The sequence below is a fragment of the Pseudomonas aestuarii genome, assembly GCF_027988105.1.
GTDB lineage: Bacteria > Pseudomonadota > Gammaproteobacteria > Pseudomonadales > Pseudomonadaceae > Aquipseudomonas > Aquipseudomonas aestuarii.
Genome location: NZ_JAQJZJ010000007.1, coordinates 77,876 through 92,006 on the forward strand (window position 1 = coordinate 77,876; position 14,131 = coordinate 92,006).

The following is a 14,131-nucleotide window of genomic DNA, read 5'->3' on the forward strand; positions in this document are numbered from 1 at the left end:
ACAAACGCTCCGGTGTGATCTGAAGGAGTAAACATGGCGGTCTACAACTACGACGTAGTGGTGCTGGGTTCTGGCCCCGCGGGTGAGGGCGCGGCAATGAATGCTGCCAAGGCAGGGCGCAAGGTGGCAGTGGTCGATAGCCGCCGTGAGGTCGGCGGCAACTGCACCCACCTGGGCACTATCCCGTCCAAGGCCTTGCGCCATTCGGTGCGCCAGATCATGCAATTCAATACCAATCCGATGTTTCGTCAGATCGGCGAGCCGCGCTGGTTTTCCTTCCCCGATGTGCTCAAAAGCGCGGAGCGAGTGATCAGCAAGCAGGTGGCCTCGCGCACCGGATACTACGCACGCAATCGCATCGACCTGTTCTTCGGCACGGGTAGCTTTGCCGACGAACAGACTATCGATGTGGTCTGCGCCAATGGCGTGGTGGAAAAGCTGGTGGCCAAGCAGATCATCATTGCTACGGGCTCGCGGCCCTATCGTCCGGCGGATGTCGATTTTGACCATCCACGGGTGTACGAGAGCGACACCATCTTGACCCTCAGTCACACGCCGCGGCGGCTGATTATCTATGGGGCAGGGGTCATTGGTTGCGAATATGCATCGATCTTCAGTGGTCTCGGTGTGCTGGTCGATCTGATCGACAACCGTGATCAATTGCTCAGTTTTCTCGATGCGGAAATTTCCGATGCGCTGAGCTATCACCTGCGTAATAACAATGTACTGATTCGCCACAATGAAGAGTACGAAAGCATCGAGGGGGTCGACAACGGTGTGATCCTCAATCTCAAGTCGGGCAAGAAGATCAAGGCCGATGCCTTGCTCTGGTGCAACGGCCGTACCGGCAACACCGATCAGCTGGGCTTGGAGAACATCGGCATCAAGGTCAACAGCCGCGGGCAGATAGAAGTCGACCATAATTACCGCACCGAGGTGTCGAATATCTTTGCGGCTGGTGATGTGATTGGTTGGCCGAGTCTGGCCAGTGCAGCCTACGATCAGGGTCGCTCGGCGGCTGGCAATATCGTCGAGAACGACAGTTGGCGTTTCGTCGATGATGTGCCGACCGGAATCTACACCATCCCGGAGATCAGCTCGATCGGCAAGAATGAGCGCGAGCTGACCCAGGCGAAGATCCCCTATGAAGTGGGTAAGGCATTCTTCAAGAGTATGGCGCGGGCACAGATTTCCAACGAGCCGGTCGGCATGTTGAAGATCCTGTTCCATCGCGAAACGCTCGAAGTGCTGGGTGTGCACTGCTTCGGTTATCAGGCTTCGGAGATCGTGCACATCGGCCAGGCGATCATGAATCAGAAGGGTGAGGCGAACAGTCTCAGGTACTTCGTTAACACTACCTTCAACTACCCGACCATGGCCGAAGCCTATCGAGTGGCGGCGTTCGACGGCCTCAACCGGCTTTTTTGAACGGCTCCGATCGGTGGCCTGAGCCGATCGGGGAAGATCCGTTCAGTGATTCCTCGGCGTGGCGCTGGCCTAACCGGGAGAGTTTCTGACCAGGCAGCAATAAAAAACCGGCCCACTGTGGCCGGTTTTTTATTGCCTGCTGTGTAGCGCGGGTAACCCATCCGGCGGCGTCAGGGGCGCTGCAATCCGGGTTTCGCAATTCAGCCCAGTCTACGAACTTGGCTGCAGCGTCTGCGCCGCGAGGCCGGGAAAATCGGTAATCAGGCTGTCCACGCCGAAATCAGCCAGCCGGCGCATCAGTGCCGGTTCGTTGACCGTCCAGACCGAGACATGCAAGCCGGCTTTCTGTGCTTTGAGCAGGCGTTCCGGGGTGCACAGGGTCCAGTTCAACGCCAGTAGGCTGCAGTCATAGTGCTGGGCCACCTTCAGCGGGTCGAGCCAGGCATATTCCGCCACCAGGCCGCGGGCCAGCTGCGGTGTCAGGCGCTTGAGCGCACTGAGTACCTCCCTGGAACTTGAGGTGACCGTGACTTTATCTGTCAGCTGATAACGCGCAGTCAGCTCGGCAATCGCTTCGACCATCTTCGCGGCACGGGCTTTCGAGGCGCTTTTGACTTCCAGTTGCCAGTGCTCGAAGTCGCATTTCTCGAACAGCTCGGCCAGGCGAGGAATCGGGCATGGGGTCTTCCAGCCAGGTCCGCCTTTGCGGGCGTCATAGCTGGCCAGTTCGGCGGCGTCGTGCTCGACTACCTTGCCGCGATGGCCGGTGGTGCGCTTCAGGGTCGGGTCGTGAATTACCATCAGCTCGCCGTCGCGCGACTGGTGCAGGTCCAGTTCACAGCGTCGCACACCATGCTCCAGACATTGCTGGAAGCTGGTCAGGGTGTTCTCCGGAGCCTCGCCTTTGGCGCCGCGGTGGCCGTAGATCAGGGTCACGGTTGCTCCTTGGTCGGGTAGCTGGTGCGCGGCTGATGGTGGCGCACGCTGTTGATGACGTGGTCGTATTCGAAGTACACGCTGAACTCGCGGTAATCCCAGCGGCTAATCGGCGGGCTGCCGACCGCAGGGCGTTCTTCATCGGCGAGGCCGAAGCGCTCCAGTACCGAGCGCTGCGATTCTCCGCGCTGCGGCAGTTGAACGGTGGCGGCGCCTTGCTGGCCGAGGGGGATCTGCAGGCTGTCGGCGTTAGCGCCGAACGGCAGGCACGACACTATTAGTGCAAGGAAAAGGCGTGGCATAGGGTTCTCGTCACTAGGGCTGGGGCTGTTCACGGGCCTGGCGGCGCTCCAGGGCTTGGCGCTGGAGGATATGCCGGGCCAGTAACTGGCGCTGCGCGTCGGTCAAGGCTTCGAACTCGGTGCCGATCTCGAACTGTTGCTCGGCGAGCGCCTGGCAGTGAATCACCTTGGCCCGTAATAGCAGGCCGAGAGCCTGCGGCATCAGTACTATCTTGATCGCCAGATGGCTGCCGATGGCAAGAATTTGGCTGCTGCTGAAACTCACACCGCCTTCGGACAGGCAGACCTGCCGCGGTGTGCCTATGTCGCGCAACAGGCTCTGGGCGACAGCTTGGCCGAGCAGGTCGATGCGCTTGTTGATCACCTTGAGGTAGTTGGCCAGGGTGCGGTCGCGCTCACTGATATGGCGCAACAAGTGCTGCGACTCGAAGTCCAGCAGGTGCAGTTCACTGAGCAGGTTGAACAGTGGCGAACTGTCATGAAGCTCGTCGCTGGCCAGGGCTTCGGCACCTGACAGCGGGGTGAATTCCAGTGCGATCGTATCGTCGATACGATAGTATTCGCGGCGGTCATCTTCATCTTGAATCGACATGGCGAACCCATGGCAGCAGTAGTGGTCTGAGTGTAAGGCCGCTTGCCAAGCCCCGCCACAAGGACGTTCCTCTTTCCCGCGAATTAGCCCCCCGACATGTTCAGACCTCTGTTCGTATATATAGGTACGCGTTATACGCGCGCCAAGCGTCGTAATCACTTCGTGTCTTTTATTTCCCTGACTTCAATGATCGGGCTGGCACTCGGCGTGCTGGTGATGATTGTAGTGCTGTCGGTGATGAATGGCTTCGATCACGAGATGCGCACGCGTGTGCTGGGTATGGTGCCGCATGCCACTATCGAGTCTGCTTCGCCCATCGAGGATTGGCGCAGTCTCGCCGACAAGGCCATGGAAAACCCGCAGGTGGTAGCCGTCGCGCCATTCAGCCAGATGCAAGGCCTGCTCACGCATGAGGGCAAGGTGCAGAAGGTGTTGATCAACGCGGTCGATCCGCATGAGGAAGTAAAGGTTTCGATCATTGGCGATTTCTTTCAGCAAGGCCGTCTGCAAGACCTCGAACCCGGCGCCTTTGACATCGTCATCGGCGACAAGGCCGCCGCCAAGCTGGGTGTCACTCTGGGCGACAAGATCACTTTCGTTGCACCCGAAGTCACGGTAACGCCAGCGGGTATGTTTCCGCGGCTCAAGCGTTTTACCGTAGTTGGCATCTTTCATGTGGGTGCCGGCGAGATCGATGGTTACGTGGCGATGACCCATGTGCAGGACCTGGCGCGCTTGCAGCGCCGTCAAGCCGACCAGGTGCAGGGCATCCGCTTGAAGGTCGCCGATCTGTTTCAGGCGCCGCGCACAGCTTGGGAGTTGGCGCAAACCCTGGGTGAGCGTGAATATTATGCACGCGACTGGACCCGCACCCACGGCAACCTGTATCAGGCGATCCGCATGGAGAAGGCCATGATCGGTCTGCTGTTGCTGCTGATTGTGGCGGTTGCCGCGTTCAACATCATCTCGACGCTGGTCATGGTGGTGACGGACAAGAAGGGCGACATTGCCATCCTGCGCACCCTCGGCGCTACGCCTGGGCAAATCATGGCCATCTTCATGGTCCAGGGCACGGTGATCGGCGTGGTCGGTACTGTCATTGGTGCGCTGCTGGGCATTTTCGCCGCACTCAATATCAGCGCCGCTATCGCCGCACTGGAGCGTGCGCTGGGCATGCGCTTTCTCAGCTCGGACGTTTATTTCATCGACTACCTGCCATCGCAACTGATGCTCGCGGATGTACTGCTGGTCTGCGCCGCTGCGCTGGTGCTAAGTTTTCTCGCCACCCTATATCCAGCCTGGCGCGCGGCGCGCACCCAGCCAGCGGAGGCTTTGCGTTATGAGTGATCAGGTTATGCAGGATCGTGCGGTGTTGAGTTGTCGCAACCTTGGTAAAAGCTACGAGGAAGGCCCTCAGTCGGTGGTGGTGCTGGAAGGCTTGCAGCTGGAACTGCACCCCGGTGAGCGGGTAGCCATCGTCGGCAGTTCGGGATCGGGCAAGAGCACTTTATTGAACATGCTCGGCGGCCTGGATACACCCAGTACCGGCAGTGTCTGGCTGGCAGGTGAGGAGCTGTCGGCACTGAGTGAAAAAGAGCGTGGCCTGCTGCGCAACCGCTCGCTGGGCTTCGTCTATCAGTTCCATCACCTGTTGCCTGAGTTCACCGCGCTGGAGAACGTCTGCATGCCCCTGCTGATCGGGCGAACGCCGATTGCCGAGGCGCGTCAACGGGCAACCGCGCTGCTCGAGCGGGTCGGACTCGGCCATCGCCTGGCACACAAGCCGGCGGAGCTGTCCGGCGGCGAGCGCCAGCGCGTGGCTATTGCCCGTGCCTTGGTCAATCGGCCGGGGCTGGTGCTGCTCGATGAGCCGACCGGCAACCTCGATCATCACACCGCCCAGGGTATTCAGGATCTGATGCGGGAGTTGAGCCGCGCGTCACGCACCGCTTTCCTGGTGGTGACCCACGACCTGGAGCTGGCTCAGCAGATGGATCGCATCCTGCGCCTGGAAGACGGCAAGTTGGTGGCCGCCTGATGTTTCGCCCCCTGAGTCTGTACATCGGCACCCGCTACACGCGGGCCAAACGGCGCAACCATTTTATTTCCTTTATTTCGCTGACTTCGATGATTGGCCTCGCCCTGGGCGTGTTGGCCATGATCGTGGTGCTGTCGGTGATGAACGGGTTTCAGAAGGAAATGAGTTCGCGCATCCTCGGCATGGTGCCCCACGCGGTAATTTCCGGGCTCGAGCCGCTGGATGATTGGTCGGCGGTGGCCGCGGCTGCCAAGCGCAATCCGCAAGTGCTGGCCGCCGTGCCCTTTGCCGAGTTGGACGGTATGTTGTCCTACCGCGGCTCGATGCAGCCGATTCAGTTGCAGGGCATCGATCCCGAACTGGAGCCGCAGGTCTCGATCATTGCCGAGCACATGACCCAGGGTCGCCTGAGCGATCTGCAGGCCGGTGAGTTCGGTGTGGTAATCGGCGAAATAACCGCCCGGCGCTTTCAGCTGAAGATCGGCGACCGCTTGGCGCTGATCGTGCCCGAAGCCAGTTCGGTGCCTGGTGGTATCACGCCGCGTATGCAAGCGGTCAATGTGGTCGGGGTGTTCAAGGTCGGTGCCGAGCTGGATAGCTCCATGGCCTTGTTGCATGTCGCCGATGCTGCACAGATTCAACGCTTGCAGCCTGGCCAGGTACCCAGCGTGCGCTTGAAGTTGCAGGACCTCTACCAGGCGCCGCAGGTATCGGCTGCCATCGTCAGCGAACTGGGTGGGGGCTATCAGGCCAACGACTGGACGCTGACCCAGGGCAGCCTGTTCAGTGCGATGAAAATGGAAAAGACCATGATCGGCTTGCTGTTGCTGCTTATCGTCGCGGTGGCTGCATTCAATATCATTGCCACCCTGATCATGGTGGTCGCCGATAAGGGTGGGGATATCGCCATCTTGCGTACCCTGGGTGCTACCCCAGGGCAGATCATGGGCATCTTCATGGTGCAGGGCACGGTGATTGGGATGGTAGGCACGCTGATTGGCGCCGTGCTGGGCATACTGGCGGCGTTGAATGTCAGCCAGTTGGTCGGTTGGATCGAGCGTCTCAGTGGTCAGCAGATACTCAGCTCGGATGTCTACTTCATCAGTAACCTGCCATCTGAATTGCTGCTCACCGACGTCCTGCTGATCTGTGGCGCGGCCTTTGCCTTGAGCTTTTTCGCCACCCTCTATCCGTCCTGGCGTGCCGCCGGTATCCAGCCGGCTGATGCCTTGCGCTACGAATGAGCTAGTCTCTGTGAAAGCAAAAAGCCGTTACTGAGTAACGGCTTTTTGCTTTTAGTTCTCCTGCTTGCTGTCGCGGCGTTTTTCCTGGCGCTTGCGCCAACTGCGCCTTACCCACCAGTGCCAATAGGTGTTGGTGGCCAGGTAGCCCAGCGCAGCAAAGAGCAAGCCGAGCACGAAAGAGCCAAGGAGCAGAGGCTGCCAGTGGGTCTGCAGCATATGGCCGACCCAGCTCAAGGTTATTTCGTCGGGCATGCGCAGAGTGGGGGTGTTGGTCATCCACGCGCCGAATTTATAGCTGCAATAGAACACCGGAGGCATGGTGATCGGGTTGGTCAGCCAGACCAGTCCAACGGAGATGGGCAGATTGGCGCGTGCAGGAATGGCGACCAGTGCGGCGGCGACCATTTGCAGCGGCATGGGGATCATGGCCCAGAACAGGCCGACGGCCACGGCGCGCGCCACCGAGTGACGGTTGAGGTGCCAGAGGTTGGGGTCGTGAATAAGGTCGCCGAGAAAGCGCAGGGATTTGTTGGCCTTGATGCGGTCTGGATGAGGCATGTAGCGCTTGAATAAACGACGCGGCATCGTGGCTCTCTGGCAGGCTAACAGCGCCAATATTATGCACAGATTTGCGGTGACCTGCTTTCAGACTTTGTCACAGCAAATAATTTAAGGTCGCGTGTGGGTTAGATCCACAGAGTCGGCACTCATGGAGTGAGTGGATATGCGCGTAGGGATGACTGCGCTGGTGGCGGGGTTGCTGCTGTTGCGAGTGTTACCGGTTTTGCCGCCGGTCTGGTTGTTATGGCTGTTGCCGATCCTGGGGTTGATGTTGCTGCCTTTTCGCAGCTATCCGCTAGCACTTTTCCTGTTTGGCTTCAGTTGGGCGTGCATCTCGGCGCAGTCGGCCTTGGACGACAGGCTGGCGCCGCAGCTCGATGGCCGTACCCTGTGGCTGCAGGGAAGGGTGGTCGGCCTGCCCGATGTGCGTGATGGCGTCGTCAGGTTTCAATTGCAGCAGGCCAGGTCGCGACGTGCCGAATTGCCTCAGCGACTGCGCTTGGCCTGGCATGGCGGTCCAGCACTGCGGGGCGGCGAGACCTGGCGTCTGGCTGTGCGCCTCAAGCGGCCACGTGGCCTGGTTAATCCACAGTCATTCGATTACGAGGCCTGGCTGCTGGCGCAACGCATTGGCGCGACTGGTACGGTCAAGAGTGGCCAGTTGGTGAGCGCTGCCAGTGGGCTTGTCAGTTGGCGCGATGAGTTGCGTCAGCGCTTGCTCGCAGTCGATGCCCATGGTCGCGAGGGCGCGCTGGCAGCCCTGGTGTTGGGTGATGGCTCCGGCTTGTCGGTGGCCGATTGGCGCGTGCTGCAAGACACCGGAACGGTGCACTTGCTGGTGATTTCCGGTCAGCATATCGGGCTTCTTGCCGGGCTGTTGTATGGCTTTATTGCCGGGCTGGCGCGTTTGGGCTGGTGGCCACGTCAGTGGCCGTGGTTGCCCTGTGCCTGTGCACTGGCCTTCGCCGGTGCGCTCGGCTACGGCATGCTGGCCGGCTTCGAGGTGCCGGTGCGGCGTGCTTGCGTGATGATCGGCCTGGTGCTGCTATGGCGTTGGCGCTTTCGCCATCTTGGGGTTTTCTTGCCGCTGTTGATGGCGTTGGTCGTGGTCTTGCTGCTGGAACCCCTGGCCAGCTTGCAGGCGGGGTTCTGGCTGTCGTTCGGCGCGGTGCTGTTGCTGATCCTGATTTTCAGCGGTCGGCTGGGCGCATGGCCCTGGTGGCAGACGCTGGGACGGGCGCAGTGGGCGATGGCCCTAGGTCTGCTGCCGCTGTTGTTGGCCTTGGGGTTGCCGGTCAGTGCCAGTGGCCCGCTGGCCAATCTGATCGCCGTGCCCTGGGTCGGCCTGGCTGTGGTGCCCTTGGCGCTGTTGGGTACCTTGCTGTTGCCACTGCCCTGGCTGGGTGAGGCGCTGCTATGGCTCGCGGGTGGTTTGCTCAAATGGCTGTTCCTGGTGTTGGCGCAGATTGCCACCTGGTTACCGGCCTGGTTGCCTGAGACATTGCCGTTCTGGGCATGGCTGCTGGTGGCGCTGGGCGCCTTGCTGTTGCTACTGCCGGCTGGCGTGCCATTGCGCAGCCTGGGCTGGGTTTTGCTGCTGCCACTGTTCTATACCGAGACGGAGCGCCCGGTCCATGGCCAGGCCGAGGTGTGGATGCTGGATGTGGGTCAAGGCCTGGCGGTCTTGCTGCGCACCCGCGAACACTCGCTGTTGTATGACGCCGGTCCGCGTTTCGGCGACTTCGATATGGGCGAGCGCGTGGTACTACCGTCACTGCGCGGCCTGGGGGTGGCGCAATTGGATATGTTGCTGATCAGCCATGCCGATAACGATCATTCCGGTGGTGCCCGGGCTATTCAGCGCGGCATGGAGGTCAAGCGAGTGGTGAGTGGCGAGGCTGCAGCGCTGGCCGCGATGCATCAGGTCGAAGCCTGTGAGGCGGGGCGCAGCTGGCAGTGGGATGGGGTGCGCTTCACTACCTGGCATTGGGCCGGGGCAGCCAATGGCAATCAGGCTTCCTGTGTCTTGCTGGTTGAAGCGGCTGGCGAACGGCTGCTATTGACCGGCGATATCGACAGTAGTGCCGAGCGGGCGTTGCTCGACAGCGGTATTGATGTTCGCGCGGACTGGTTGCTGGCGCCGCATCATGGCAGTCGCAGCTCATCCTCGCAGCACTTGCTGGCGGCTGTGGCCCCGCGTGCAGCACTGATTTCTCGTGGCCAGCACAACCCATTCGGTCATCCGCATGCCAGTGTGGTTGCGCGTTACGAGGCGCAGTCCACGCAACTCTACGACACGGTGGAGTACGGGGCCCTTCAGATTCGGCTGGGCGCCTTTACCCAGGGGCGAGGGTTGCGCAAGCGCGCACGCTTTTGGCGAGAAAAATGAGAACCGCAGCGGTCGGCGACATGCCGCCCCTATGCTAGAGTGGCGCCACTTTTCCAAAGGGGATATGCCACAGTGTGGGAACTGGTTAAAGCTGGCGGCTGGATGATGCTGCCCATAATGCTGTGCTCCATTGCTGCGGCCGGCATTATTGCCGAGCGGCTGTGGACGCTGCGGCCCAGTCGCATCACCCCGCCACACCTGCTTGGTCAGGTCTGGCGGTGGATCAAGGATAAAAAGCTGAATAACCAGAAACTCAAGGAGCTGCGTGCCAACTCGCCCCTGGGGCAGATTCTGGCTGCCGGTCTGGCCAATTCCAAGCATGGTCGCGAGATCATGAAGGAGTGCATCGAAGAGGCTGCCGCGCGGGTTATCCACGACCTGGAACGCTATCTCAATGCTCTGGGCACCATCGCCGGTATCGCGCCGCTGCTCGGGTTGCTCGGTACCGTGCTGGGTATGATCGAGATCTTCAGCTCCTTCATGGGCTCGGGGATGGCCAATGCGGGGCTGCTTGCGGCAGGTATTTCCACGGCATTGATCACCACTGCAGCCGGTTTGATGGTGGCCATTCCAGCCTTGTTCTTTCACCGTTATCTGCAGCGCCGAGTCGATGAACTGGTGGTCGGCATGGAGCAGGAAGCGATCAAGCTGGTGGAAGTCGTGCAAGGTGATCGTGATGTAGATTTTGCTGAGGGCAAGGCGTGAAATTCCGGCGCAAACCGCAGGAGAACGTCGAGATCAACCTGGCTTCGCTGATCGACGTGGTATTCATCCTGCTGCTGTTCTTCGTGGTCACCACCACCTTCACCCGCGAGACCCAGCTCAAGGTCGATCTGCCCGAGGCTGTCAGTGGCACGCCGCCGGAGCAGACCGAACTCAAGCAGTTGGAGGTTCTGATCGCAGTCGACGGCAGTTATTCGCTGAATGGCAAGCAACTGCTGAAGAGTAATCTGGATGGTTTGATGGCGGCCCTGCAAAAGGAATCGGAGGGCGATACCAGCCTGCCGCTGACTATCAGTGCCGATGGCCAGACCCCTCATCAGGCGGTGATCACGGCCATGGATGCTGCAGGCAAGTTGGGCTTCGCCCATCTGCGCATTACCACGGTCGAGGTGCAGGCCGCGCCTTGAGGGCTGTTCGCCAATGAGCCTGTCCGACCGCCTGCTGGCTGCCTGGTACGCCGGGCATCCGGCGCTGACCCTACTGCGCCCATTCGAGCGCCTCTACCGTGCCGTAGCAGCGCGCCGACGGGCGCGTTTTCTCGCGGGCGCGGGCGAGATCTACCGCGCCACAGTGCCAGTCGTGGTGGTGGGCAATATCACCGTCGGCGGCACTGGCAAGACCCCGTTGATTCTCTGGCTGATCGAACATTGCCGTCAGCGTGGCCTCAAGGTCGGTGTGGTCAGCCGTGGCTACGGTGCCAAGCCGCCGCAATTGCCCTGGCGTGTGCAGGCTGATCAATGCCCCCGTGTTGCCGGCGACGAGCCGTTACTGATCGTTCAGCGCAGCGCTGTGCCCCTGATGATCGATCCCGACCGGGGGCGGGCGGTTGCGGCCTTGCTGGCAGCGGAGCCGCTGGATCTGATTCTCAGTGATGATGGCTTGCAGCACTACCGCCTCGCTCGTGATCTGGAGCTGGTGCTGATCGATGCAGCACGCGGTCTGGGCAATGGCCGTTGCCTGCCTGCTGGGCCGTTGCGCGAGCCGGTCGAGCGTCTGTTGAGCGTCGATGCGCTGCTTTACAACGGTGCCAGCGGCGATCCGCAGGGGGGGTACGCCTTCGGCTTGCGCCCGCGCGCGCTGGTCAATATGCGCAGTGGCGAACACTACCCGCTGACGCATTTCTCGCCCCAGCAGCCGTTGCATGCCGTCGCCGGTATCGGCAACCCTCAGCGTTTCTTCAACACGCTCGAAACGCTACACTGGCGACCGATTCCGCATGCTTTTGCCGACCATGCGCAGTACAGCGCAGAACTGCTGAAATTCAGCCCGGCATTGCCTGTGGTCATGACGGAAAAGGATGCGGTCAAATGCCGGACTTTCGCCGCCGATGACTGGTGGTATCTGGTGGTGGATGCCGAGCCCTCGGCGGCCTTCATTGCCTGGTTCGATGCGCAATTGACCGCGTTGCTGCCTCTCGCTCGCTAAGCCCGCTGGCTATTGCGAGTGCCGTCCCATTCATTGCAGCCGCTCTACGGCAAGGATCTCCCATGGACCCAAAGTTACTCGATATATTGGCTTGCCCCCTGTGCAAAGGCCCGCTGAAGCTCGCCACCGACAAGTCCGAGTTGATCTGCAAGGCCGATGGTCTGGCTTTTCCGGTACGCGATGGCATCCCGGTGATGCTGGAAAGCGAAGCCCGTACCCTCAACGTCGATGAGCGCCTGGACAAGTAAATGAATTGCGTTTTTACCGTTGTGATTCCGGCGCGTTACGCCTCTAGTCGCCTGCCCGGCAAACCGCTGCAGGACATTGCCGGCAAACCGATGATCCAGCATGTCTGGGAGCAGGCGTGCAAAAGCAGTGCCCGGCAAGTGGTGGTGGCGACCGACGATGCGCGCATCGTCGAGGTCTGCCGCGGTTTCGGCGCCGAAGTGCTGTTGACCCGCCTCGAGCATAACTCCGGCACCGATCGCCTGGCCGAAGTGGCCGCGGCGCTGGGCCTGGCGCCCGATGCCATCGTGGTCAACGTGCAGGGTGACGAGCCGCTGATTCCGCCGGCGATTATCGATCAAGTGGCGGCCAATCTGGCGGCCAATCCGCAAGCGGCAATCGCTACCCTGGCCGAGCCGATCGACGAGGTGGAGGCGCTGTTCAATCCCAACGTGGTCAAGGTCGTGAGCGATCGCAATGGCCTGGCGCTGACGTTCAGTCGTGCCCCCTTACCTTGGGCGCGCAACGCTTTTGCCGTCAGTCGCGAGCAGCTTCCGGCTAACGTGCCTTACCGTCGGCATATCGGTATCTATGCCTATCGCGCGCAGTTCCTCCACGATTTTGTCGCCTGGGGTCCTTGTTGGCTGGAAGACACCGAGTGTCTGGAGCAGCTGCGGGCACTCTGGCATGGCGTGCGCATCCATGTTGCCGATGCCCTGCAGGCTCCGCCGGCTGGAGTCGACACTCAGGACGATCTAGAGCGCGTGCGCCGATTGCTGGGGGCTTGATGCGGATCTTGTTTGTCTGCCTGGGGAATATCTGCCGCTCGCCGACCGCAGAAGCGGTACTGCGTCACAAGTTGCGTGAGCTGGGGCTGGAGGCGGCCATCGAGGTCGATTCCGCCGGTACCGGCGACTGGCATGTGGGCAAGCCGCCAGACAGTCGCACGCGGCAAGCGGCGCAGTTGCGCGGCTATGATCTTTGCGCCCTGCGCGGGCGTCAGGTGTCGGTCAGTGACTTCAGTCGTTTCGATCTGATTCTGGCCATGGACAACAGTAACCTTGAGCACCTGCAGCGCTTGCGTCCAGGCGGTAGCACGGCCGAGCTGGATCTGTTTCTGCGCCGCTATGACCTGGCGCTGGATGAGGTGCCGGACCCCTATTATGGTGGCGACGAAGGTTTCGAGCAGGTGCTGGATCTGCTCGAACAGGCCTGCGATGGCTTGCTCCGCGAATTGCGGGTGCAACCATGAGCCTTTGCGTGCAGTCGCTGGTTTCGCTCAAGGCCTACAACAGCTTTGCCGTGGATGTTGCGGCGCGCGAGTTTGTCGAGGCGTGTGACGACGATCAGGTGCGCGAAGCGTTGGCTTGTGCGCAGCGGCAGCAGCTGCCCGTGCTGCTGCTTGGTGGCGGCAGCAATATGCTGTTTACCGCCGATGTCGAGGCGCTGGTGCTGCGCATGGCCAGTCGCGGCATTCGTGTGTTGCAGGATGACGGCGAGCGGGTGCTGGTCGAAGCTGAGGCCGGTGAGCCCTGGCACCCCTTTGTGCAGTGGACTCTGCAGCAGGGCCTGGTGGGGCTGGAGAATCTCAGCCTGATCCCGGGGACGGTCGGTGCCGCGCCGATGCAGAATATCGGCGCCTATGGTGTCGAGTTGAAAGATGTGTTCGCCGGTTTGACCGCCCTGGATCGCCGCAGTGGTCAGGTACGCGAGTTCTTTCTGGATGAGTGTGCTTTTGCCTACCGCGACAGTCTGTTCAAGCGTGAGGCGGGGCGATGGGTGATCCTGCGCGTACGCTTTGCACTCAGTCGCACGGCCGGGCTGCACCTGGACTACGGTCCGCTGCGCCAGCGTCTGGCAGAGCAGGGCATGGTGGTGCCGACGGCGGTCGATGTCAGTCAGGCCATCTGCGCTATTCGCAGCGAGAAATTACCGGATCCGGCAATCCTGGGTAATGCCGGCAGTTTTTTCAAGAATCCTTTGGTTTCGGTTGAGCTGGCGCAGCGCCTGAGCGTCGAGCATGCCGACCTGGTGGCTTATCCGCAGGCCGATGGTCGGGTCAAGCTGGCCGCAGGCTGGTTGATCGAGCGCGCTGGCTGGAAAGGCTTTCGTGAGGGCGATGCCGGGGTGCATCGGCTGCAAGCCCTGGTGTTGGTCAATTATGGTCAGGCCACCGGCAAGCAGTTGTTGACGCTGGCGCGGCGTATCCAGGCTGATGTATTCCAGCGCTTTGCGGTTGATCTGGAAATCGAACCTAACGTGCTTTAA

Annotated in this window: 16 protein-coding genes; 12 read left to right on the forward strand and 4 right to left on the reverse strand. The window is 61.1% G+C overall.

Features of this window, described 5'->3' with window-relative positions; translation table 11 throughout:
• The first annotated feature begins 33 nt into the window (after positions 1-33).
• Entirely contained in the window at positions 34-1,428 is a 1,395-nt protein-coding gene (gene sthA / locus PH586_RS15525) for a Si-specific NAD(P)(+) transhydrogenase (protein WP_271348669.1), read from the forward strand.
• Positions 1,429-1,638: 210 nt separating this feature from the next.
• Here the strand turns inward: sthA and PH586_RS15530 are convergent, their stop codons facing one another.
• From PH586_RS15530 to PH586_RS15540, 3 genes are read right to left on the reverse strand one after another with little or no spacing between them, the layout of a single operon-like run.
• The gene (locus tag PH586_RS15530; RefSeq protein ID WP_271348670.1) at positions 1,639-2,364 is read right to left on the reverse strand and encodes a glycerophosphodiester phosphodiesterase; all 726 of its coding nucleotides are present in this window, start codon (positions 2,362-2,364) and stop codon (positions 1,639-1,641) included.
• A complete protein-coding gene (locus tag PH586_RS15535) occupies positions 2,361-2,666 on the reverse strand; it encodes a phosphodiesterase (RefSeq protein ID WP_271348671.1) in 306 nt (101 codons plus the stop codon). Before PH586_RS15535 ends, PH586_RS15530 begins: the two co-directional genes overlap by 4 nt.
• A gap of 13 nt (positions 2,667-2,679) precedes the next feature.
• A complete protein-coding gene (locus PH586_RS15540; RefSeq protein ID WP_271348672.1) occupies positions 2,680-3,258 on the reverse strand; it encodes a PilZ domain-containing protein in 579 nt (192 codons plus the stop codon).
• A gap of 96 nt (positions 3,259-3,354) precedes the next feature.
• On the opposite strand from PH586_RS15540, the gene PH586_RS15545 reads away from it, so the two are divergent.
• Genes PH586_RS15545 through PH586_RS15555 form a run of 3 tightly spaced genes read left to right on the forward strand, consistent with a single transcriptional unit; the run spans position 3,355 to position 6,540 of the window.
• Positions 3,355-4,605: a lipoprotein-releasing ABC transporter permease subunit gene (locus tag PH586_RS15545; protein WP_271348673.1), complete on the forward strand. Its 1,251-nt coding sequence runs from the start codon at positions 3,355-3,357 to the stop codon at positions 4,603-4,605.
• A gap of 7 nt (positions 4,606-4,612) precedes the next feature.
• Positions 4,613-5,296: a lipoprotein-releasing ABC transporter ATP-binding protein LolD gene (lolD, locus tag PH586_RS15550; protein ID WP_271348843.1), complete on the forward strand. Its 684-nt coding sequence runs from the start codon at positions 4,613-4,615 to the stop codon at positions 5,294-5,296.
• Positions 5,296-6,540 (forward strand): lipoprotein-releasing ABC transporter permease subunit, encoded by a 1,245-nt coding sequence (locus PH586_RS15555; protein WP_271348674.1) that lies wholly within the window; start codon positions 5,296-5,298, stop codon positions 6,538-6,540. The genes lolD and PH586_RS15555 overlap by 1 nt, the downstream gene beginning before the upstream one ends.
• Positions 6,541-6,591: 51 nt before the next feature.
• Here the strand turns inward: PH586_RS15555 and PH586_RS15560 are convergent, their stop codons facing one another.
• Complete coding sequence (locus PH586_RS15560; RefSeq protein ID WP_271348675.1) at positions 6,592-7,125, reverse strand: DUF2062 domain-containing protein; 534 nt, start codon at positions 7,123-7,125, stop codon at positions 6,592-6,594.
• 151 nt (positions 7,126-7,276) lie between these two features.
• On the opposite strand from PH586_RS15560, the gene PH586_RS15565 reads away from it, so the two are divergent.
• The 8 genes from PH586_RS15565 (at position 7,277) to murB (ending at position 14,131) form a co-directional block, all read left to right on the forward strand.
• Positions 7,277-9,490 (forward strand): DNA internalization-related competence protein ComEC/Rec2, encoded by a 2,214-nt coding sequence (locus PH586_RS15565; protein WP_271348844.1) that lies wholly within the window; start codon positions 7,277-7,279, stop codon positions 9,488-9,490.
• Between the two features lie 72 nt (positions 9,491-9,562).
• Positions 9,563-10,195, forward strand: a complete 633-nt coding sequence (locus tag PH586_RS15570; RefSeq protein ID WP_271348676.1) for a MotA/TolQ/ExbB proton channel family protein — start codon at positions 9,563-9,565, stop codon at positions 10,193-10,195.
• Entirely contained in the window at positions 10,192-10,620 is a 429-nt protein-coding gene (locus PH586_RS15575) for an ExbD/TolR family protein (protein WP_271348677.1), read from the forward strand. Before PH586_RS15570 ends, PH586_RS15575 begins: the two co-directional genes overlap by 4 nt.
• A 13-nt stretch (positions 10,621-10,633) precedes the next feature.
• Complete coding sequence (lpxK, locus tag PH586_RS15580; protein ID WP_271348678.1) at positions 10,634-11,638, forward strand: tetraacyldisaccharide 4'-kinase; 1,005 nt, start codon at positions 10,634-10,636, stop codon at positions 11,636-11,638.
• 62 nt (positions 11,639-11,700) lie between these two features.
• On the forward strand, positions 11,701-11,886 hold the full coding sequence (locus PH586_RS15585; protein ID WP_271348679.1) for a Trm112 family protein: 186 nt from the start codon (positions 11,701-11,703) through the stop codon (positions 11,884-11,886).
• On the forward strand, positions 11,887-12,651 hold the full coding sequence (gene kdsB, locus PH586_RS15590; protein ID WP_271348680.1) for a 3-deoxy-manno-octulosonate cytidylyltransferase: 765 nt from the start codon (positions 11,887-11,889) through the stop codon (positions 12,649-12,651).
• A complete protein-coding gene (locus PH586_RS15595; RefSeq protein ID WP_271348681.1) occupies positions 12,651-13,115 on the forward strand; it encodes a low molecular weight protein-tyrosine-phosphatase in 465 nt (154 codons plus the stop codon). The genes kdsB and PH586_RS15595 overlap by 1 nt, the downstream gene beginning before the upstream one ends.
• Positions 13,112-14,131: a UDP-N-acetylmuramate dehydrogenase gene (gene murB, locus PH586_RS15600; protein WP_271348682.1), complete on the forward strand. Its 1,020-nt coding sequence runs from the start codon at positions 13,112-13,114 to the stop codon at positions 14,129-14,131. Before PH586_RS15595 ends, murB begins: the two co-directional genes overlap by 4 nt.